The sequence below is a fragment of the Pseudomonas sp. FJ2-5-13 genome, from assembly GCF_029201605.1.
Classification (GTDB): domain Bacteria; phylum Pseudomonadota; class Gammaproteobacteria; order Pseudomonadales; family Pseudomonadaceae; genus Aquipseudomonas; species Aquipseudomonas lactis.
Genome location: NZ_CP104045.1, coordinates 1,103,350 through 1,123,924, shown reverse-complemented (window position 1 = coordinate 1,123,924; position 20,575 = coordinate 1,103,350). Strand labels below are relative to the sequence as shown.

17 protein-coding genes are annotated in these 20,575 nt (G+C 61.6%); 2 read left to right on the top strand and 15 right to left on the bottom strand.

Translation table 11 applies throughout. The annotated features are described in order from the left end of the window. The first annotated feature begins 67 nt into the window (after positions 1-67). Both N2A98_RS05000 and N2A98_RS04995 read left to right on the top strand, forming a co-directional pair. Positions 68-1,390 (top strand): OprD family porin, encoded by a 1,323-nt coding sequence (locus N2A98_RS05000; protein ID WP_044271946.1) that lies wholly within the window; start codon positions 68-70, stop codon positions 1,388-1,390. A gap of 163 nt (positions 1,391-1,553) precedes the next feature. Then, positions 1,554-3,038 carry a sensor domain-containing diguanylate cyclase gene (locus N2A98_RS04995; protein ID WP_275623087.1) on the top strand — a complete coding sequence of 495 codons (1,485 nt, stop codon included), beginning with the start codon at positions 1,554-1,556 and terminating at the stop codon, positions 3,036-3,038. 173 nt (positions 3,039-3,211) lie between these two features. On the opposite strand, the gene lpxC is transcribed toward N2A98_RS04995, so the two are convergent. The 15 genes from lpxC to rsmH form a co-directional block, all read right to left on the bottom strand. Next, positions 3,212-4,123: a UDP-3-O-acyl-N-acetylglucosamine deacetylase gene (gene lpxC, locus N2A98_RS04990; RefSeq protein ID WP_003171886.1), complete on the bottom strand. Its 912-nt coding sequence runs from the start codon at positions 4,121-4,123 to the stop codon at positions 3,212-3,214. A 112-nt stretch (positions 4,124-4,235) separates the two neighbouring features. Beyond that, positions 4,236-5,441, bottom strand: coding sequence for a cell division protein FtsZ (gene ftsZ / locus N2A98_RS04985; RefSeq protein ID WP_044271940.1), 1,206 nt, complete (start codon positions 5,439-5,441; stop codon positions 4,236-4,238). Positions 5,442-5,516: 75 nt separating this feature from the next. Continuing rightward, positions 5,517-6,779, bottom strand: coding sequence for a cell division protein FtsA (gene ftsA, locus N2A98_RS04980; protein ID WP_003188682.1), 1,263 nt, complete (start codon positions 6,777-6,779; stop codon positions 5,517-5,519). Positions 6,780-6,794: 15 nt separating this feature from the next. Further along, positions 6,795-7,664 carry a cell division protein FtsQ/DivIB gene (locus N2A98_RS04975; protein WP_032893516.1) on the bottom strand — a complete coding sequence of 290 codons (870 nt, stop codon included), beginning with the start codon at positions 7,662-7,664 and terminating at the stop codon, positions 6,795-6,797. 4 nt (positions 7,665-7,668) lie between these two features. Beyond that, positions 7,669-8,625: a D-alanine--D-alanine ligase gene (locus N2A98_RS04970; RefSeq protein WP_069557944.1), complete on the bottom strand. Its 957-nt coding sequence runs from the start codon at positions 8,623-8,625 to the stop codon at positions 7,669-7,671. Continuing rightward, positions 8,622-10,067, bottom strand: coding sequence for a UDP-N-acetylmuramate--L-alanine ligase (murC, locus tag N2A98_RS04965; protein ID WP_020301253.1), 1,446 nt, complete (start codon positions 10,065-10,067; stop codon positions 8,622-8,624). The genes N2A98_RS04970 and murC overlap by 4 nt, the downstream gene beginning before the upstream one ends. Next, a complete protein-coding gene (murG, locus tag N2A98_RS04960; RefSeq protein ID WP_003188675.1) occupies positions 10,060-11,130 on the bottom strand; it encodes an undecaprenyldiphospho-muramoylpentapeptide beta-N-acetylglucosaminyltransferase in 1,071 nt (356 codons plus the stop codon). The genes murC and murG overlap by 8 nt, the downstream gene beginning before the upstream one ends. Then, positions 11,120-12,331 (bottom strand): putative lipid II flippase FtsW, encoded by a 1,212-nt coding sequence (gene ftsW, locus N2A98_RS04955; RefSeq protein WP_161793210.1) that lies wholly within the window; start codon positions 12,329-12,331, stop codon positions 11,120-11,122. Before ftsW ends, murG begins: the two co-directional genes overlap by 11 nt. An 8-nt stretch (positions 12,332-12,339) precedes the next feature. After that, positions 12,340-13,686: a UDP-N-acetylmuramoyl-L-alanine--D-glutamate ligase gene (gene murD, locus N2A98_RS04950; RefSeq protein WP_275623086.1), complete on the bottom strand. Its 1,347-nt coding sequence runs from the start codon at positions 13,684-13,686 to the stop codon at positions 12,340-12,342. Positions 13,687-13,692: 6 nt separating this feature from the next. Next, the gene (gene mraY, locus N2A98_RS04945) at positions 13,693-14,775 is read right to left on the bottom strand and encodes a phospho-N-acetylmuramoyl-pentapeptide-transferase (protein WP_003188670.1); all 1,083 of its coding nucleotides are present in this window, start codon (positions 14,773-14,775) and stop codon (positions 13,693-13,695) included. Then, positions 14,775-16,145: a UDP-N-acetylmuramoyl-tripeptide--D-alanyl-D-alanine ligase gene (murF, locus tag N2A98_RS04940; RefSeq protein ID WP_275623085.1), complete on the bottom strand. Its 1,371-nt coding sequence runs from the start codon at positions 16,143-16,145 to the stop codon at positions 14,775-14,777. The genes mraY and murF overlap by 1 nt, the downstream gene beginning before the upstream one ends. After that, positions 16,138-17,601, bottom strand: coding sequence for a UDP-N-acetylmuramoyl-L-alanyl-D-glutamate--2,6-diaminopimelate ligase (locus tag N2A98_RS04935; RefSeq protein ID WP_032893523.1), 1,464 nt, complete (start codon positions 17,599-17,601; stop codon positions 16,138-16,140). The genes murF and N2A98_RS04935 overlap by 8 nt, the downstream gene beginning before the upstream one ends. Next, a complete protein-coding gene (locus N2A98_RS04930; RefSeq protein WP_019816949.1) occupies positions 17,601-19,343 on the bottom strand; it encodes a penicillin-binding protein 2 in 1,743 nt (580 codons plus the stop codon). Before N2A98_RS04930 ends, N2A98_RS04935 begins: the two co-directional genes overlap by 1 nt. Beyond that, a complete protein-coding gene (gene ftsL / locus N2A98_RS04925) occupies positions 19,343-19,636 on the bottom strand; it encodes a cell division protein FtsL (protein ID WP_003188663.1) in 294 nt (97 codons plus the stop codon). The genes N2A98_RS04930 and ftsL overlap by 1 nt, the downstream gene beginning before the upstream one ends. Further along, positions 19,633-20,574, bottom strand: coding sequence for a 16S rRNA (cytosine(1402)-N(4))-methyltransferase RsmH (rsmH, locus tag N2A98_RS04920; protein ID WP_087149552.1), 942 nt, complete (start codon positions 20,572-20,574; stop codon positions 19,633-19,635). The genes ftsL and rsmH overlap by 4 nt, the downstream gene beginning before the upstream one ends. Position 20,575: the final 1 nt, after the last annotated feature.

The following is a 20,575-nucleotide window of genomic DNA, read 5'->3' as shown; positions in this document are numbered from 1 at the left end:
CGTAAAAAAAGGCCAGGCATACCCTCACGACACTGGCCGTTATGGATTGACCAAAGGAGCTTTACCGGTGAAGAACTCGCTGACGTTCACCCCGTTATTCCTCGCGATTGCAGCAACGATCGCCCCGCTGGCCCACGCGGCAGACACTCCCCCCAACGACGGTTTCGTCGACGGCTCCCATCTCACGATCAACACCCGCAACTACTACATGAACCGCGACCGGCGCGATATTCATACCGATGACAGCAAGGAATGGGGCCAGGGCTTTATCGGCACCTTCGAATCCGGCTACACCCAGGGCACCGTCGGCTTCGGCCTGGACGTCAATGCCATGCTCGGCCTCAAGCTCGACGGCGGTGGCGGTACGGATGGTTCCAGCATCCTTCCGTATGGCAGCGGCAACGGCAAGGCGCCGGGTTCGTTTTCGACGGCCGGCGGCACCTTGAAGCTGCGCGCCTTCGACACCGAACTGAAAGCCGGCGACCTGTTCCTCAACAACCCGGTGATCGCCGGCGGCATGACGCGCATGTTGCCGCAGACCTTCCGTGGCGTGAGCCTGACCAACCACAGCTTCGACGGCTGGATGTTCGAAGGCGGCCAGGCCAGTTTCACCAAGCTCTACAACCAGAGCGGCCACCGGCGCATCGGCACCAGCTACGGCACACTGCCCGCCAACACCGACAGCCAGCACCTGGACTGGGCTGGCGTGTCGTTCAGCGCGATTGAGGGGCTGACCAGCAACCTGTACGCCTCCGAACTTAAGGACGTCTGGCACCAGTATTACTACGACCTGGAATACACCTACGCCCTGAACGACCTGGTCAGCCTGACCCCCGGCCTGCACTACTACCACACCCAGGACACCGGCCAATCGCTGCTGGGCGATATCGACAACAACACCTACAGCCTGCATTTCACCGTGGGGGTGGGCAACCACAGCGTCACGGCGACTTATCAGCGGGTCAATGGCAACACGCCGTTCGACTACATCACCCAGGGCGACAGCGTATACCTGGACAACTCCCAGCAGTACTCGGATTTCAACGGCCCCAACGAGCGCTCCTGGAAGCTCAAGTACGCGTACGATTTTGCCGGCCTCGGCATGCCCGGCCTGACCTCCGCCGTGTCCTACATCAGCGGCAAGACCGACCTGACCAAGGTCGACCCCAACAGTCGCGGATACAGCAACTGGTACAGCGCCGATGGCAAGGACGCCAAGCACTGGGAGCGCGATATCGACCTGAAATATGTGGTGCAGGGCGGCAAGGCCAAGGACTTGGCCGTGCGCCTGCAATGGGCGACCAACCGCGGCAGCAATGGCTACTCGGCGGTGGACCGCGATGTGGATGAGTACCGCGTGATCGTGGACTACCCGATCAACGTGTTCTGAATACAGGTAGCAGCGAGCTTGCTCGCGAAAAACGTTAACGATAACGCGTGCTTCCTGAATAAACGCGGCGTCTGTGAGTTTTTTCGCGAGCAAGCTCGCTCCTACAGCCATATTCAAAAGTTGCTACTACGCTAAGGGCATTCTCAACGCAAAAGTGTGCCCGATGAATTCAAGCCTTACGCGCCCGGAGCGCCTGCTGATCCTGAGCAGCACGCTCACGGTGTTGCTGATCGTGGGGGTCGTGACTGCGCTGCTGATTCGTGAACATGCCAACACCCTGCAGACGGCCAAGCGCACCGCCAATACCATCACGCAATTGATCGACGCTGACGTGCTGCGCAATGTCGAACTTTACGACATGGCCCTCAAAGGCTTGATCAGCGCCACCGAGCGCACCGACCTGCAAGATGTTTCAGAGAGCATCCGTCATTTGGTGCTGTTCGATCGTTCCGCTGCGGCGCCCTACAAGGGCGATATCCTGCTGTTGGACCCGGCCGGCGAGGTGATCGCCGATTCGTCCCTGCTTACGCCCAAGCTGGGTAACTTTGCCGACCGTGACTATTTTCAGGCCCACCGCAACAACCCCGACCTGGGCTTGTATATCAGCCGCCCGTTCATGGCCCGCTGTCAGTGTGACGACCCCTGGCGCATCGCGTTCAGCCGTCGCGTTTCGTCAGCGGACGGGCGTTTTCTGGGGGTGGCGGTCGCCTCCATGCGCCTGTCGTACTTTCATCAGTTGTTCAGCAGCTTGAACATCGGCAACAACAGCACCATCAACCTGCTCAACCACCAAGGCATCCTGCTCGCGCAAGAGCCTTTGCTGGAAGTGGACATCATCGATAAGGACCTGAGCCAGCGCCCGAATGTGGCGCGCATGCTGCGCGAACGGGACGGCAGCTTCCAAAGCATCTCCAGCGTCGATCGCCAGGCACGGCTCTACAGCTTTTCTAATGTGGGCGACTTGCCGCTGATCGTGGCAGTGGCCTTGTCCAGCGATGAAATGTTCGCACCCTGGCGGCGTGCGGCGTGGTTGGTCAGCATCGCGACCGGAGTGTTGTGCGTGGGCCTGTTATGGCTGACCTGGGCGCTGTGCATGGAGCTGCGCCGTCGCCATCGCGCCGAGCAGGTGCTGTCAGAACTGGCAGCCACCGACGCCCTTACCGGCCTGGCCAACCGCCGCACCCTGGACGCACGCTTGCGGCTGGAATGGGACCGGGCACAACGCTCAACCGAGTCGTTGAGCGTGCTGATGATCGATGTGGACCACTTCAAGGCCTTCAACGACCGTCATGGTCACCAGGGCGGCGATGAGGCCTTGCGTGTAGTTGCGCAGGTGATCGCCAGCCATATCCGCCGCCCTGCCGACCTGGCGGCGCGTTACGGCGGTGAAGAATTCGCGGTGGTGCTGCCCCATACCGACGCCAAGGGGGCGTGGGTGATCGCCGAGCATATCCGCGAGGGGGTCCAGCACTTGCCGAGAGTGGCCGGGGACAAGCAACCGATCACCGTAAGCATCGGCCTGAGTACCTGGCAAAAGCACAGCCGTATTTCCCTTGAGGACCTGCTGCTCAAGGCTGACCAAGCGTTGTATCAGGCCAAGCACAGCGGCCGTAACCGGACAATGGATGGTTCAAAGACCTCAAGCTGATGAGGTCCATTGTGGGAGCTGGCTTGCCTGCGATGGCGGTGGGTCAGCTACCTATAAGCTAACTGGCAGGCCGCTATCGCAGGCAAGCCAGCTCCCACATTTGGATATTCGTCAGGCATAAAAAAAGGCCACCCGAAGGCAGCCTTTCAAAACTAAAGAAAGAGAGTTGTTACTTACACCGCCGCAACGGGACGCATGTAAGAGATCGGTGCGGTGCTGGCATCTTCGAAGGTCACGACTTCCCAAGCGTCTGTCTGCTCAATCAACTTGCGCAGCAACTGGTTGTTAAGGGCGTGGCCCGACTTGAAGCCTTTGAACTCGCCTATCAGGCTATTGCCCAGCAGGTAGAGGTCACCGATTGCATCGAGGATCTTGTGCTTCACGAATTCGTCTTCATAGCGAAGGCCGTCTTCGTTCAGTACACCATCCGCGTCGACCACAATGGCGTTTTCCACGCTACCGCCGAGTGCGAGGTTGTGCTTGCGCAGGTACTCGATGTCACTCATGAAACCAAAGGTACGGGCGCGGCTGACTTCTTTTACGAACGAAGTGCTGGAAAAATCCACGCTTGCACTTTGGGTGCGGTCACGGAATACCGGGTGATCGAAATCGATCTCAAAGCTCACTTTAAAGCCTTCGAACGGGACGAAGGTGGCGCGCTTGTCGCCGTCTTCTACTGTCACTTCCCGCAGAATGCGAATGAACTTCTTGGCTGCGTCCTGTTCTTCCAGGCCGGCAGATTGAATCAAGAATACGAAGGGGCCAGCGCTGCCATCCATGATCGGGACTTCGGACGCGGAGAGCTCGACGTAGGCGTTATCGATGCCCAGGCCAGCCATGGCCGAGAGCAAGTGCTCCACCGTGTCCACTTTGACGTCACCGTTGACCAATGTGGTCGACATAGTGGTTTCGCCAACGTTTTCCGCGCGAGCAGGAATCTGCACCACAGGGTCCAGGTCGGCACGCACAAACACGATGCCGGTGTCGACAGGTGCAGGCTTGAGGGTCAGGTATACCTTCTCCCCGGAGTGCAGACCTACACCTGTGGCACGAATAATATTCTTCAGGGTGCGTTGTTTAATCATGGCTTGGACCGCTTCAGCGCAAATTGCGAACTGGTATCAACAAAGGCTGGCGATAATAGCAGACCAGACCTTTGCTGAACACCAATCACCTTCATAGCCCTGATACATTCCATTAATCGGCCTGACGACGCAGGAATGCCGGGATGTCCAGGTAGTCCAGGTCATCTTGCGGATTCGGGCTACGGGACGCCGCAGCACCGGCCTGAGCCTGGTTGCGCATCACGGTCGGACGGTCCAGGTCACGGTAGTTCACCGACGGCAGTTCCTGGCGAGCAGGCGCTGCAGCGGCCGCTGCCTGATTAGCCTGGCTGGCCTGGCTGGTGTGCAGGGTGTTGTCGATGACCTTCACAGGCTTCTCGATTTTCGCACCCAGGCCGGTAGCAACCACGGTTACATGCAGCTCATCGCGCATGTCCGGATCGATAACGGTACCGACTTTGACCATGGCGTGCTCGGAAGCGAAGGCTTCGATGATGCTACCCACGTCGGAGTACTCACCCAGGGACAGGTCGGGACCGGCGGTGATGTTCACCAGGATGCCGCGTGCACCTTGCAGGTTCACGTCTTCAAGCAACGGGTTGCGGATGGCCGCTTCGGTGGCTTCGCGTGCACGGTTCGGACCGCTGGCGCAGCCAGTGCCCATCATCGCCATGCCCATTTCGCTCATGACCGTACGTACGTCGGCAAAGTCGACGTTGATCATGCCTGGGCGCTTGATGATGTCGGAGATACCGCGAACGGCACCGGCCAGTACATCGTCAGCCTTGGCGAAGGCGGACAGCAGACTGGCATCCTTGCCCAGGATGGTCAGCAGTTTCTCGTTGGGGATGGTGATCAACGAGTCGACGCTTTCAGACAGCAGACGGATACCTTCGTCGGCGATCTGCATGCGCTTGCGGCCTTCGAACGGGAACGGACGCGTCACGACAGCAACGGTCAGAATCCCCATTTCCTTGGCCACTTCGGCAATGATTGGTGCAGCACCGGTACCGGTACCGCCGCCCATGCCGGTGGTGATGAACACCATGTTGGTGCCTTGCAGCACTTCGGCAATACGCTCGCGGTCTTCCAGGGCGGCTTGACGGCCGACTTCCGGATTGGCGCCAGCGCCGAGGCCTTTGGTCACCGCGGTGCCCAATTGCAGGATGGTCCGCGCGCCGATGCTTTTGAGCGCCTGGGCATCAGTGTTGGCGCAGATGAACTCAACGCCTTCAATGTTGCTCTTGACCATGTGGTTGACAGCGTTGCCGCCGCCACCGCCGACACCGATTACTTTGATAACCGGGCTAGCGGGGATATTGTCTACGAGTTCGAACATGTTCCCTCTCCTTTCATTTTCTCTAGTTTTTTCGCCTACTGCTTGTTGCGGGTGTTGCGGTGTCGCGGTAAATCTTTAGAAATTGCCTTTTACCCAAGCCTGCAGCCGCTCGAACAACGGCGCCTTCGCTTCGTCATCGCTGCGGTAGCTGTCACGGATGCTCGGGCCCGACAGGGAAATGCCGTCGGTCTGCTTTTGCAGCCCGTACAACAGCAAGCCCACACCGGTGGAATAAATCGGGTTGCGCACCACGTCGCCCAGGCCCTTCACGCCATGGGGCACGCCCAGGCGCACCGGCATGTGGAAGATCTCTTCGGCCAACTCGACCGCGCCTTCCATCTTCGAGGTGCCACCGGTCAGCACGATGCCGGCCGGGATCAAATCTTCGTAGCCGCTGCGGCGCAGTTCAGCCTGGATCAGGGTGAACAGCTCGTCGTAACGTGGCTCGACCACTTCGGCCAGGGCCTGGCGCGACAGCTCGCGCGGTGGACGGTCACCCACGCTTGGCACCTTGATGGTCTCGCCGGCACCGGCCAGCTTGGCCAGGGCGCAGGCGTAGCGGATCTTGATTTCTTCGGCGTACTGGGTCGGTGTGCGCAACGCCATGGCGATGTCGTTGGTGACCTGGTCGCCGGCAATCGGGATCACCGCGGTGTGACGGATCGCACCCTCGGTGAAGATCGCGATGTCGGTGGTGCCGCCGCCGATGTCCACCAGGCACACGCCCAGCTCTTTTTCGTCGTCGGTGAGTACCGAGTAGGCCGAGGCCAACTGCTCGAGAATGATGTCGTCGATTTCCAGGCCGCAGCGACGCACGCATTTTTCAATGTTCTGTGCGGCGTTGACGGCGCAGGTCACCACGTGGACCTTGGCTTCCAGACGCACGCCCGACATGCCCAGAGGCTCGCGCACGCCTTCCTGGTTGTCGATCACGTAGTCCTGCGGCAGGGTGTGCAGCACGCGCTGGTCCGCCGGGATCGCCACGGCCTGGGCAGCGTCGAGCACGCGCTCAAGGTCGGCCGAGCTGACTTCACGGTCGCGGATCGCCACGATGCCGTGGGAGTTCAGGCTGCGGATGTGGTTGCCGGCCACGCCGACGAACGCCGAGTGAATCCGGCAACCGGCCATCAGCTGCGCTTCTTCGATGGCGCGCTGGATCGATTGCACGGTGGACTCGATGTTCACCACCACGCCCTTCTTCAGGCCCCGGGACGGATGCGTGCCAATACCGACGATTTCGATCGCGCCGTCTTCCCCGACCTCGCCCACCAGCGCCACCACCTTGGAGGTGCCGATATCGAGACCGACGATCATTTTGCCGCTTTGCACGTTTGCCATGGGTCCTGCCTCTTCTTAATTCTTCGCGACAGCGGGTTGTGCTGCCGTGGGCGCAGCCGGTGTACGCCAGCCGACGGCCAGGCCGTTGGCGTAACGCAGGTCGACGCTCGCAATGTTCGTAATCTGTTCTTTCAAGGTTTTTTCATAGATGGCAATAAAGCGGCGCATCTTTTCCACCAAGCGGTCGCGTCCCAGCAACAACTCGATGCCCGGGCCGGAACTGCCTGCCCCGGTCGTCAAAAACCAGCTGCCCCGCTCACGCAATTCCAGGCGTGCAATGGAGAAGCCCAGTGGCCGCAGCATCTGGCTCAAGGCCTGGTACTGCTGCATCACTTGCTGCTGCGCCCGCTGCGGCCCGAACAGCTGCGGCAGGTGTTCATAGTTGGCCAGCTCACGCGGGGTGAACGCCTGGCCCTGGTTGTTCAACAGCGCTTCATCGCCCCAACGGGCCACGGGCAGTTGTTCTTCCAGGCGGATCGTCACCTGGTCCGGCCATACACGGCGAACTTCGGCGTGGGCGATCCACGGCATCTGTTCCAGCTCCGAGCGCATGCCCGCCAGGTCGATGGTAAAGAAGCTCGCCGCCAGGTATGGGCCGATGCGCTGCTGTACCGCTTGCTGGCTGATGTAGCTCAAGTCGCCCTGCACGCTGATCTTGGTGATCGGCCGGTCGGCATACGGCAACAGGCGCTGCGCGCCTTCGTACGTACCAAAGCCCAACACCACCAGCAGCACCGGCCAGAACAGCGCCTTGATAAAACCAAAGTTGGCTTTTGGCAGGCGCGAAGACATCGGCTCTTTAGCCACCATTCGGCTTGCACCCCGTGGCACCGGCTTGCGGCTCGGTGCTTGTGGGGGCTGATGACGAAGCGATGCGCCGTTCATGTGTTTAGCCTCTTGGCTCAATGCTGTCGGCCAGGATCGCCAGCACTAACTGCTGGAAATCCAGACCGGCGGCACGGGCTGCCATGGGAACCAGGCTGTGGTCGGTCATGCCCGGTGCGGTGTTGACTTCAAGGAACCAGAAATTCCCTTGGTCATCCTGCATCACGTCTGCCCGCGCCCAACCGGCGATACCCAGCGCCTCACAGGCTTTCGCCGTGAGGTCCATCAATTCTTGTTCCTTGGTTGCTTCGAGGCCGCATGGGATCCGGTACTGAGTATCGGAAGCCAGGTACTTGGCGTCGTAGTCATAAAAGGTGTGGGGCGTGCCCAAAGCGATGGGCGGCAATACCTGGCCACGCAGGGTGGCGATGGTGTACTCGGGACCGGAAATCCACTGTTCCACCAACACTTGCGAATCGTAGGTACTTGCCGCTTTCCATGCGTCGATCAATTCGGCGGCCGAGTTCACTTTGGCCATGCCGATACTGGAGCCTTCATGGGCTGGTTTGACGATCAAAGGCAGGCCCAGTTCCTTGGCCGCAGAAATACAATCGTCTTCGCTGCACAATACGGCGTGACGCGGGGTTGGAATGCCCAGGCTGTGCCACACCTGCTTGGTGCGCAACTTGTCCATCGCCAGGGCCGAGGCGAGGATGCCGCTGCCGGTGTAAGGGATGCCGGCGCATTCGAGCAGGCCCTGCATGCTGCCGTCTTCACCGCCGCGGCCGTGAAGAATGAGAAAGGCGCGGTCGATCTTTTCGGCCTGCAGACGGGCGAGGAAGTCATCGCCCACATCGATACCGAACGCGTTCACACCAGCACTTTGCAGCGCTTCAAGCACCGCATTGCCGGACTTGAGCGACACTTCGCGCTCGGCGCTCTTGCCGCCGAACAACACGGCAACGCGACCAAAATCGGCTGGAGTAATAGTGGAGAACAGGGAGCCGTAGTCAGTGGTCATTTCGACTTCCCCTTGGCGGCTGCAAACAGCGGGCTCGCCAGCAACTTGGGCGCAAGGCCACCGATATCACCGGCGCCCTGGCACAGCAGGATGTCGCCGGCACGCAGCAGCGGCTTGACGATTGGCGCCAGGTCCACGCCACGCTCGATGTAGATCGGGTCCAACTGGCCGCGCTGGCGGATGCTGTTGCACAGCTTGCGGCTGTCAGCGCCCGGGATCGGTTCTTCACCGGCCGGGTAGACTTCCATCAGCAACAGGACGTTGGCATCGGCCAGTACATTGACGAAATCGTCGTACAAGTCACGGGTGCGGCTGTAGCGGTGCGGCTGGTACACCATCACCAGCCGGCGCTCCGGCCAGCCACCGCGCACGGCCTTGATCACGGCCGCAACTTCGGTCGGGTGGTGACCGTAGTCGTCCACCAGCATCACGTCACCGCCTTCAACCGGCAGTTGGCCGTAGACCTGGAAACGACGGCCCACACCGGCAAAGCGCGACAGGCCTTCGACGATGGCTTCATCGCTGACGCCTTCATCGGTAGCAATGCAGATGGTCGCCAAAGAGTTCAGCACGTTGTGGTTGCCCGGCATGTTCACCGACACGTCCAGCGGCTCGCGATCAGGACGCAGCACGGTGAAGAAGGTTTGCATGCCTTCCTGGCGCACATTGATTGCGCGCACGTCGGCGTCTTCGCTGAAGCCGTAGGTCACGGTCGGGCGTTTGACCTGAGGCAGGATTTCACGCACCACCGGGTCGTCCAGGCACACCACGGCCAAACCGTAAAACGGCAGGTTGTGCAGGAAGTCGACGAAGGTTTTCTTCAGTTTGTTGAAGTCGCCGTCGTAGGTCGCCATGTGGTCTTCGTCGATGTTGGTGACGACGGCGACCAGCGGTTGCAGGTGCAGGAAGCTCGCGTCACTTTCATCGGCTTCGGCGATCAGGTAGCGGCTGGTGCCTAGCTGGGCATTGGTGCCGGCTGCATTCAGGCGGCCACCGATGACGAAGGTCGGGTCCAGGCCACCGGCGGCGAACACCGAGGCGATCAGGCTGGTGGTGGTGGTCTTGCCATGGGTACCGGCGACGGCGATGCCGTGGCGATAGCGCATCAGCTCGGCGAGCATCTCGGCACGTGGCACCACAGGGATACGGCGCTCAAGGGCGGTGGCCACTTCCGGGTTAGAGGTGTTCACGGCGCTGGACACCACCAGCACATCGGCCTCGGCAGCGTTCTCGGCACGGTGGCCGATAAAGATCTGCGCGCCGAAGGACTTCAGGCGCTCGGTGACCGGCGACTCTTTCAAGTCCGAGCCGGACACTTGGTAGCCCAGGTTCAGCAACACTTCGGCAATCCCGCACATGCCCACGCCACCGATACCGACGAAGTGAATACGACGGATGCGGCGCATCTCGGGTTGCGGCATGGCTTTCTGATTCTCAACCATGGGCCACCTCCAGGCAGATATCGACCACGGTGCGGGTTGCGTCAGGTTTGGCCAGGCGGCTTGCGGTGCTCGCCATGCTGTTGAGTCGTTCCGGTTGCATCAAAACCTCGGTCAGGCGAGCGGCCAAATCGGCGGCGCCAGTCGTTCTTTGCGGCAGCAGGAAGGCAGCGCCCTCCCCGGCCAAATATTCGGCGTTGCGGGTCTGGTGATCGTCGATGGCGTGGGGCAAAGGCACCAGCAAGGACGGCAGACCGGCGGCCGCCAGTTCACTGACGGTCAGCGCACCAGCGCGGCAGACCACCAGGTCGGCCCAGCCATAGGCTTGGGCCATGTCTTTGATGAAGGGCTGTACGTTGGCCTCTACACCGGCCTCGCGATAACGCGCGGCGGTGACTTCATCGTGATTCTTGCCGGCCTGGTGGAAGATCTCCGGGCGCACATCCTCAGGAAGTTGCGCAACGGCTTCAGGCAGCAATTTATTCAGTGGCTCGGCGCCCAGGCTTCCGCCCAGGATCAGCAGGTGAGCCTTGCGCCCCGCCAGCGCGTCACGCGCAATGGCCATGAACAGTTCGGTACGCACCGGGTTGCCGGTGGTGCGAAGCTTGTCAGAGGCGGCGAAGGTTTTCGGGAAGGCTTCACACACCCGCGCAGCCAACGGCACCAGCAGGCGGTTGGCGGTACCGGCGACGGCGTTCTGTTCGTGGACGATCACCGGCACGCCAGCGAGTTTCGCCGCGACGCCACCGGGGCCGGTCACATAACCGCCAAAGCCGAGCACACACACCGGCTTGAGCTCGCGAATGATCTTGCGCGCCTGCATGACCGCCTTGAGCAACACGAACGGCGCCTTGAGCAACGACAACTTGCTCTTGCCGCGCAAACCGGTGACGTTGATCAAATGCAGCGGCAAGCCGGCATTAGGCACCAATTCGTTTTCGATGCCACGGGGCGTACCCAGCCAGTGCACGGTGTAGCCACGGTTCTGGAATTCACGGGCGCAAGCCAGGGCCGGGAACACATGGCCCCCAGTGCCGCCCGCCATGATCAGCACGTTAGCGCCCATGGGTCGGCTCCTCGGCGAAGTCGCTTTCGCTGAACTCCATCTCTTCGCTGCCCAGGTGGGTACGGCTCTCCCACTCGATACGCAGCAACAAGCCGAGACAGGCGCAGCAAATCACCAACGAACTGCCACCGTAACTGAGGAACGGCAAGGTCAGGCCCTTGGTCGGCAGCAGGCCGACGTTCACACCGATGTTGATCAGGAACTGGCCGATCCACAGGAAGGCCAACCCATACGCCACGTAGGCAGCGAAGAACTGCTTGGCCTTCTCGGCCCACAAGCCGATGTACATGGCGCGCACGCAAACGAACACAAACAGCGCAACGGTGCACAGCGAACCCACCACACCCAACTCCTCGGCCAATACCGAGAACACGAAGTCGGTGTGGGCTTCCGGCAGGTAGAACTGCTTCTGCACACTGTTGCCCAGGCCCACGCCCAGCCACTCGCCGCGACCGAAGGCGATCAGCGCCTGGGTCAACTGGTAGCCGGAGCCGAACTGGTCGGACCAAGGGTCGGTAAAGGTGATCAAACGCGCCATCCGGTAGGGCTGCGCCTGCACCAGGATGGTCACCGCCGCGACCGCCAGCACCACCATCAAGGTGAAGCGGAACAGCCCGACGCCACCCAGGAACAGCATCGCGGCGGCGGCGCCCATCATCACCACCGTGGCCCCGAAGTCGGGCTCCATCAGCAACAGGCCAGCCATGGGCAGCAGCACGATGAACGGCTTGAAGAAGCCCATCCAGCTTTCGCGTACTTCTTTCTGACGGCGCACCAGGTAACCGGCGAGGTAGATCACCACGAACACCTTGGCGATTTCCGAAGGCTGCACGTTGAACGCGCCGAAGCCGATCCAGCGCATCGAACCGTTCACCTCGCGGCCAATGCCCGGCACGATCACCATCACCAGCAAGCCGAACGCACCGATCAGCATCAGCCAACCCAGACGCTGCCAGGTGGCAATCGGGATCATCATGGTGACGATGCAGGCGCCCAGGCCGATCACCAGGTACACCAGGTGACGGATCATCATGTACAGCGTATTGCCCGACTGCACGGCAGCCACTTCGGAGGACGCCGAGGTGATCATCACCAGGCCCAGGCCGAGCAGCGCCAGGCAACCGGCGAGCATAGGGAAATCAAGGTCAATGCCGCGCCCGGTAATGATCGGCGACGGGTAGGGCTTGATGATGTTTCTCAGGTTGAGGCTCATGCCAAAGCCTCCACGGCGCGGGCGAACAGGTGGCCGCGCTCTTCATAGTTCTTGAACATGTCGAAGCTGGCGCACGCGGGCGACAGCAACACCGCATCGCCGGGCTGGGCCAGGGCTTTGCACTGGGCAATGGCGTCGTCCAGGGAAGCTGCGCGTACTTGCGGTACAGCGTCACCGAGGGCGGCGGCGATCAGGTCCGAATCGCGGCCCATCAGCACCACGGCGCGGCAATGGGCGGCCACTGGCGCTTTAAGGTCCTTGAAGTCGGCACCCTTGCCATCGCCACCGGCGATCAGCACCAGCTTGCCGTCGATATCGGCACCCAGGCCTTCGATGGCCGCCAGGGCTGCACCGACGTTGGTGGCTTTGGAGTCGTTGTAATAGCTGACGCCATTGAGGTCGCGCACCCACTGGCAGCGATGCTCAAGCCCGGCAAAGGTGCGCAGGCTGGCGAGCATGGCGTCGAATGGCAGGCCAACCGCGTGACCGAGCGCCAAGGCCGCCAGGGCATTGGACTGGTTGTGTGCGCCACGAATTTTCAGTTCGCGTACCGGCATCAGGTTCTGGAATTCGAACGCCAGGTACTTCTCGTCGTTCTCTTCGCGAATGCCAAAGCCTTTGAAATCCGGTTTGCCCAGGCCGAAAGTCCAGCAAGGCATGCCCTCGCCCATCAGCGGACGGCTCAGGGCATCCTGGCGGTTGACTACAAATTGCTTGGCGCCACGGAAGATCCGGTGCTTGGCCAGGTGATAAGCCGGCAGGCCGCTGTAGCGGTCCATATGGTCTTCGCTGACGTTCAATACTGTCGCCACTTCGGCGCCCAGGTCGTGGGTGGTTTCCAGCTGGAAGCTCGACAATTCCATCACGTACAGCTCGACGTCGTCGCTGAGCAGGTCCAGGGCCGGCACGCCAAGATTGCCGCCGACGGCCACACGCTTGCCCGCCGCCGCCGCCATCTCGCCCACCAGGGTGGTGACAGTGCTTTTCGCGTTGGAACCGCTGATGGCCACGATCGGCGCCTTCGCGTTGCGCGCGAACAGGTCGATATCGCCGGACAGCTTCACGCCACGGGCCGCCGCCGCTTGCAGGGCCGGTGTCGCCAGGGCCAGGCCCGGGCTCACGTAGAGCTCATCGGCACGGCACAGAAACTCGACATCCAGCTCGCCACAACGCACTTCCACGTGCGGGTAGTCACGGCGCAGCGTGACCAGCTCCGGTGGATTTTCCCGCGTATCGGCCACGGCAAACGACGTGCCCCGGTTCGCCAGGAAGCGAACCAGGGACATGCCGCTCTTGCCGAGGCCGACAACGATGCGGAAGTGGTCTGAAGCGATCAGGGACACTCGTTTCTACCTCAGTTTCAGGGTGGCAAGGCCGACCAGTACCAGAATCACGGTGATGATCCAGAAACGGACAATCACGCGTGGCTCAGGCCAGCCCTTGAGTTCAAAGTGGTGGTGAATCGGCGCCATGCGAAACACGCGGCGCCCGGTCAACTTGAAGGACGCCACCTGGATGACCACCGACAGGGTTTCCATCACGAACACGCCGCCCATGATGAACAGCACGATTTCCTGGCGAACGATCACCGCGATGGTGCCCAAGGCAGCGCCCAGCGCCAGTGCGCCGACGTCGCCCATGAAGACTTGTGCCGGGTAGGTGTTGAACCACAGGAACCCCAGGCCGGCACCGATCAGCGCGCCGCAGAACACGATCAGTTCACCAGCGCCCGGTACATAAGGAATCAGCAGGTACTCAGCGAATTTCACGTTACCCGACAGGTAGCAGAAGATGCCGAGCGCGCCGCCCACCATCACCGTCGGCATGATCGCCAGGCCGTCGAGGCCATCGGTCAGGTTCACCGCGTTGCTGGAGCCGACGATCACGAAGTAGGTCAGCACCACAAAACCGACACCCAGCGGGATGCTCACATCCTTGAGCATCGGGATGATCAAGGTGGTCTCCACGGCACTTGGCGCGGTGGTGTACAGGAAGATCGCAGCGGCCAGGCCGAACACCGACTGCCAGAAATACTTCCAGCGGCTTGGCAGCCCCTTGGAGTTTTTCTCAATCACTTTGCGGTAGTCATCCACCCAGCCGATGGCACCGAACAGCAGGGTCACCAGCAGCACCACCCACACGTAGCGGTTATGAAGGTCGGCCCAGAGCAAGGTGCTGACGCCGATGGACGACAGGATCAGCGCACCGCCCATGGTGGGCGTGCCGGACTTGGACAGGTGCGACTGCGGGCCGTCGTTACGAACCGATTGACCAATTTGCAGGTTCTGCAGGGTGCGGATCATCCACGGCCCTAAAAACAGTGACAAAGACAGCGCGGTCAGCACACCCAGGATCCCGCGCAGGGTCAGGTACTGGAAGACCGCGAAGCCTTTGTGGAACTGTTGCAGATACTCAGCCAGCAGCAGCAGCATTAATGTTTCTCCGTACTTGAGCCACACAAGGCTGCGACGACGTTTTCCATCACCGCGCTGCGCGATCCCTTGATCAAAATGGTTGTGTGTTTGTCATGTTCAGCCGCCGTCAACGCCTGGATCAGCTCGGCCTGGCTGGCGAAATGCCGCGCGCCAGCGCCGAAAGCGTTGACCGCATGGGCCATGTTCGTGCCAACGGCGTAGAGCGCGTCCACTTTGCCGGCGGCATAGGCGCCGACTTCACGGTGGCCCTGTTCAGCCCAATCGCCCAATTCGCCGATATCGCCCAGTACCAGCACCTTGCGCCCATCAAAGCCTTTGAGCAGGTCCACAGCGGCATTGATGGAGGACGGGTTGGCGTTGTAGGTGTCATCGATCACGCGCATGCCGTTGCCAGCCAGTTGCGCCACAGTGCGGCCCTTCACCGGCTGCACCGCGCCCAGGCCCGTGGCAATACCGAACAGCGACACACCCAGGGCATGGGCGGCTGCGGCGGCGGCCAAGGCGTTGGCGACGTTATGGTTGCCTAGCAAATTCAACTGCACGTGCTCGTCACCTTGCGGGGTGTGCAAGGTGAAGGACGGGCAGCCACGGGCATCGACATTGATGTTGGAGGCGTAAAAATCGGCTGCGGCATTGAGTACCGCAAACGTCAGGACCTTGCGACCGGCGGCGCGTACACGCCAGGTCTCGAAGGCCTTGTCATCCAGGTTCAGTACCGCAGTGCCCGAAGCGTCGAGGCCTTCAAGGATTTCGCCCTTGGCTTCGACGATTTTTTCCGGGCCGCCGAACTCGCCGACATGGGCAGTACCGGCGTTGTTGATGATCGCCACGTGCGGCTGGGTCAGCGCCACGGTGTAGGCGATTTCGCCGATGCGCGAAGCCCCCAGTTCGATCACCGCCGCCGTGTGTTCCGGGGCCAGTTCGAGCAGGGTCAGCGGTGCGCCGAAATCATTGTTCAGGTTGCCACGGGTCGCGAGTACCGGCCCGCGCGTGCGCAAGACGCCGGCAAGCAGTTCCTTGACCGTGGTCTTGCCGCTGGAACCGGTAATGGCCGCCACTGGTTTATCAAAAGCGGCACGGTTAAGCGCGCCCAGTTGGCCCAGGGCCAGGCGGGTGTCGGCTACCAGCAATTGCGGCAAGGCAGAATCGGCCACTTCACGCTGTACCAGGGCACCGACAGCACCTTTGGCGGCAACGTCGTTGAGGTAGTCGTGACCATCGAAACGCGGACCGGCCAGGGCGACAAACAGTTGCCCCGGCTGGATGTTACGGCTGTCGATACTCACGCCGTTGAATGTGCAGTCGCTCGACAGCACACGGGCCGACAGGGCCTGGGCCAATTCGCTGAATGTCATCGCTTTAAGCATGGGCGACCTCCCACGCGGTCAAGGCGTGATCCGCCTCGACCAGATCGGAGAAGGCATGGCGCTCACCGTTGATTTCCTGATAGTCCTCGTGGCCTTTGCCCGCGAGCACCACTACGTCGTCCGCGCCGGCACTGGCGATCAACTGCGCGATGGCAGCGCCACGGCCCGCGACGAAGGTGACCTTGGAGGCGTCTTTGAAGCCGACACGGATGTCATCGAAAATCTGGCTGGGGTCTTCGCTGCGCGGGTTGTCGTCGGTGACGAGTACGCCATCGGCCAAGCGCTCGACAATCTCGGCCATCAATGGGCGCTTGCCGCGATCGCGATCACCGCCGCAACCGAACAGGCACAGCAGTTTGCCCTTGGCATGTGGGCGCAGGGCTTCGAGGACTTTTTCCAGGGCATCCGGGGTGTGGGCGTAATCGACCACCACCAGCGGTTGTGTGCCGCCACCCAGGCGCTGCATGCGACCGGCCGGGCCTTCCAGCTTGGGCAGTACCCGCAGGATTTCATCCAAGGCGTAATCCAGGCCCAGAAGTGCGCCGATAGCGGCGAGCACGTTGCTCAGGTTGAACCGCCCCAGCAAGGTGCTGCGCAAGTGGTGCTCGCCCTGCGGCGTCACCAACGTGGCGCGCACGCCTTCGTCATTGAACTGGGCTTCGCGGCAATACAGGTAGGCACTGGCATCTTGCAGGCTATAGCTGATCAAGCGCGCGTCGCTGTCTTGCTCCGCCAGCTGGCGGCCGAATGCGTCGTCGAGGTTGACCACCCGGCACTTCAGGTCATTCCAGGCAAACAGCTTGGCCTTGGCGGCGGCGTACGCCTCCATGGTGCCGTGGTAGTCCAGGTGATCGCGGGACAGGTTGGTCATCACCGCCACGTCAAAGGCCAGGGCAGTGACACGCCCTTGGTCCAGGCCGTGGGAAGACACTTCCATGGCAACCGCCTTGGCGCCGGCCTTTTTCAGGTCGGCCAGGGTCGCTTGCACGGCAATCGGGTTCGGCGTGGTGTGCAGGCCGCTTTGCAGCGCGCCATAGAAACCGGTGCCCAGGGTGCCGACGATGCCGCAGTGCTGACCCAGCAGGTCCAACGCCTGGGCAACCAATTGGGTCACGCTGGTCTTGCCGTTGGTGCCCGTCACGCCCACCAGGTTGAGTTGGCGGCTCGGGTCACCGTAGAAACGCCCGGCGATGTCAGAAAGCTGCGCAGCCAGGCCCTTGACCGGAATCAACGGCACATCGGTGATCGGCAGCACGGTGGCACCTTCCACTTCATAGGCAACCGCCGCCGCACCGCGTTGCAGGGCATCGGCGATATGCGCACGGCCATCGAGCTTGCCGCCGGGTACCGCCAGGAACAGGTCACCGGCGCGCACATTACGGCTGTCCAGAGTCAGCTCACGAATCAGCAGATCGTGGCCGGCATGGGCAAAAATCTTGTTCAGGCTAAGAGACATCAGCCGCGCCCTCCATTGGCTTTGACCGCTGCGGCCGGTGGGCCGGCGTTGGCTTGTTGAGTCGGCGGCAGGTTGTCCGGCGTGATGTTCATCAAGCGCAGGGTGCCGGACATCACTTTGCTGAACACCGGCGCCGAAACCAGGCCACCGAAGTAGCCGGCTTTACTAGGCTCGTCGATGACCACGACGATGGCGTAGCGCGGGTCGCTCATCGGGCCGAAGCCGGCGAACAGCGAACGGTAGGAGTTTTCGGCATAGCCTTTGGTGCCCACCGAAGTCTTACGCGCCGTACCCGACTTGCCCGCAACGTGGTACGCCGGCACCTGGGCGCGGAAAACGCCACGCGGTGCTTCGATCACTTGTTGCAGCATGCCTTGCATGGTCTTGGCGACGTTCTCCGGGATCACTTGGGTGGCTTTTGGCGCTTCGTCGACATGGATCAGGCTCAGTGGAACCATGCGGCCGTTATTGGCCAATACCGAGAAAGCGTGGGCCAACTGGATGGCGGTCACCGACAGGCCGTAGCCGTAGGACAGCGTGGCAGTCTCGGCTTTTCTCCACTCGCGGTAGTTCGGCAGGTTGCCCACGCGTTCACCTGGGAAATCGAGGCCGGTGGGTTGCCCCAGGCCGATTTTTTGCGCCAGGTGATAGATCGTTTCACCGCCAATGTCGAAGGCAACTTTACTCATGCCCACGTTACTGGAGTTGATCAGGATGCCTGTCAGATCCAGCACCGGACCTTCAGTGCGGGATACGTCACGAATGGTGTATTTGCCCAACTGCAAGGTGCCTGGGTAAACCTCGACCTTGTCGCTGGGTTTCCAGCGCCCGGTTTCCAGGGCAGCGCTCATGGAGATGGCTTTCATGGTCGAACCCGGCTCGAACACGTCGATCATTGCGCGGTTACGCATCATCGCCGGTTGCAGGTTGCGACGGTTGTTGGGGTTATAGGTCGGCTGGTTGACCATGGCGAGGATCTCGCCGGTCTTCACGTCCATGATCACAAGGCTGCCGGCTTTGGCGCCGTTCTCGATGATCGCGTTACGCAGTTCGCGGTTGGCCAGGTATTGCAGGCGCAAATCGATCGACAACGCCAGAGGCTTGCCGGCCTTGGCGTTTTTGGTGACCTGGACGTCCTTGATCAATCTGCCGCGCCGATCCTTGATGACCTGGCGTTTGCCCGGAACCCCAGCCAGCCATTCGTCATAGGCCAGTTCGACCCCTTCGCGGCCGTGGTCATCGATATCGGTAAAGCCGACCATATGCGCGGTGGTTTCACCGGCCGGGTAGAAACGACGAAACTCCTCGATGCCATAGACACCGGGGATTTTAAGGTCGAGCACTTGCTGGCCTTGCTCAGGGGTAAGCCCGCGCACCAGGTAGATGAATTCTTTGTTGGCCTGGGCTTCCAGGCGCTCGGTCAGGGCTTTGCGGTCTTGCCCCAGGGCAGCGGCCAGTTCAGGCCACTTGTCCTTGGCGACTTGCAGTTCCTTGGCGTTGGCCCACAGGGTGGTCACCGGGGTACTGACGGCCAGAGGCTCGCCGTTACGGTCGGTGATCAGGCCGCGGTGTGCAGGAATCGGAATATGCCGCAGGCTGCGGGCGTCACCCTGGCCGATCAGGAAGTCGCGGTCGACGACCTGCAGGTCGAAGATGCGCCAGACGATCGCGCCCACCATCAATGCCAGCAAGCCGAGCATCAGGCGGAAGCGCCACGGGTAGAGTGCCCCTTCGAGTTTCATCATGGCGCCACCATGCGGACTTCAGCCGCGCCAGGGATGTGCATCTTCAGCTGTTCGGTGGCCAGCACTTCGATACGGCTGTGGGCCGTCCAGGTGCTTTGCTCAAGGATCAACCGGCCCCACTCTGCCTGGGCCTTATCACGCACGCTCAATTCCCCGTACAGGGTATTGAGCAACTGACGGTTCCAGTGGGCGCTGTAGGACACCGCAATCGCGGACACCAGCACGCCGACAAACAGCAGCAACATAAAGAAGCTGCCGCCCGGGAGGGGCTTGGCGAAAAGCTTGCTCACCGCAACTTCTCCGCAACACGCATGACGGCGCTACGGGAACGTGGGTTGGCCTTGAGTTCGGCTTCGGAAGCGAACTGCGCTTTGCCATGGATTTTGATTTTCGGCACAAAGGCTTCGAAACGCACCGGCAGGTTACGCGGCAGGTTGTCGGATTCGCCCTTGACCAGACGACGCATGAAGAGTTTGACGATGCGGTCTTCCAGGGAGTGGAAGCTGATCACCACCAGGCGACCGCCCACTTCCAAAGCATCCAGAGCGGCTTCGAGGCCGGCTTCCAGATCGCCCAATTCGTTGTTGACGTGAATGCGCAGGCCCTGGAACGCACGGGTCGCCGGGTTCTTGCCCTTTTCCCAGGCCGGATTGGCGACCTTCAGCACTTCGGCCAGGTCAGCGGTGCGTTCGAACGGCTGGATTTCGCGGCGCTCGACCACGGCACGCGCCATGCGCCCGGCGAAGCGCTCTTCACCATATTCCTTGAACACACGGGCGATTTCTTCCACCGGTGCGGTGGCGATGAACTGTGCAGCACTGACCCCACGGGTAGGGTCCATGCGCATGTCGAGGGGGCCGTCGTTCATGAAGCTGAAGCCGCGCTCCGGGTCATCGAGCTGCGGCGAAGACACGCCCAGGTCGAGCAGAACCCCGGCCACCTTGCCCGCCATGCCGCGCTCGGCAACTTCGGCGCCCAGCTCGGCAAAGCTGCGCTGCACAACGACAAAGCGGCCGTCTTCGGCCGCTAGCGCTTGCCCGGTGGCAATCGCTTGAGGGTCTTTGTCGAACCCGAGGAGTTTGCCGTCGGACCCGAGCTGGCTGAGTATCAACCGGCTATGCCCGCCCCTGCCGAATGTGCCATCGACATAGCAGCCATCGGCACGTACGGCGAGAGCCTCAACGGCTTCGTCAAGCAGTACGGTGATGTGGTTAAAGCCGCTATCAATA

Excerpts from the sequence above, each read along its gene's own strand:
- N2A98_RS04995 (WP_275623087.1), top strand. The coding sequence starts at position 1,554 with ATGAATTCAAGCCTTACGCGCCCGGAGCGCCTGCTGATCCTGAGCAGC.
- ftsZ (WP_044271940.1), bottom strand. The coding sequence starts at position 5,441 with ATGTTCGAACTCGTAGACAATATCCCCGCTAGCCCGGTTATCAAAGTA.
- N2A98_RS04975 (WP_032893516.1), bottom strand. The coding sequence starts at position 7,664 with ATGAACGGCGCATCGCTTCGTCATCAGCCCCCACAAGCACCGAGCCGC.
- ftsA (WP_003188682.1), bottom strand. The coding sequence starts at position 6,779 with ATGGCAAACGTGCAAAGCGGCAAAATGATCGTCGGTCTCGATATCGGC.
- N2A98_RS04930 (WP_019816949.1), bottom strand. The coding sequence starts at position 19,343 with ATGAAACTCGAAGGGGCACTCTACCCGTGGCGCTTCCGCCTGATGCTC.
- N2A98_RS04970 (WP_069557944.1), bottom strand. The coding sequence starts at position 8,625 with ATGACCACTGACTACGGCTCCCTGTTCTCCACTATTACTCCAGCCGAT.
- murG (WP_003188675.1), bottom strand. The coding sequence starts at position 11,130 with ATGGGCGCTAACGTGCTGATCATGGCGGGCGGCACTGGGGGCCATGTG.
- murC (WP_020301253.1), bottom strand. The coding sequence starts at position 10,067 with ATGGTTGAGAATCAGAAAGCCATGCCGCAACCCGAGATGCGCCGCATC.
- lpxC (WP_003171886.1), bottom strand. The coding sequence starts at position 4,123 with ATGATTAAACAACGCACCCTGAAGAATATTATTCGTGCCACAGGTGTA.
- murF (WP_275623085.1), bottom strand. The coding sequence starts at position 16,145 with ATGCTTAAAGCGATGACATTCAGCGAATTGGCCCAGGCCCTGTCGGCC.
- N2A98_RS04935 (WP_032893523.1), bottom strand. The coding sequence starts at position 17,601 with ATGTCTCTTAGCCTGAACAAGATTTTTGCCCATGCCGGCCACGATCTG.
- mraY (WP_003188670.1), bottom strand. The coding sequence starts at position 14,775 with ATGCTGCTGCTGCTGGCTGAGTATCTGCAACAGTTCCACAAAGGCTTC.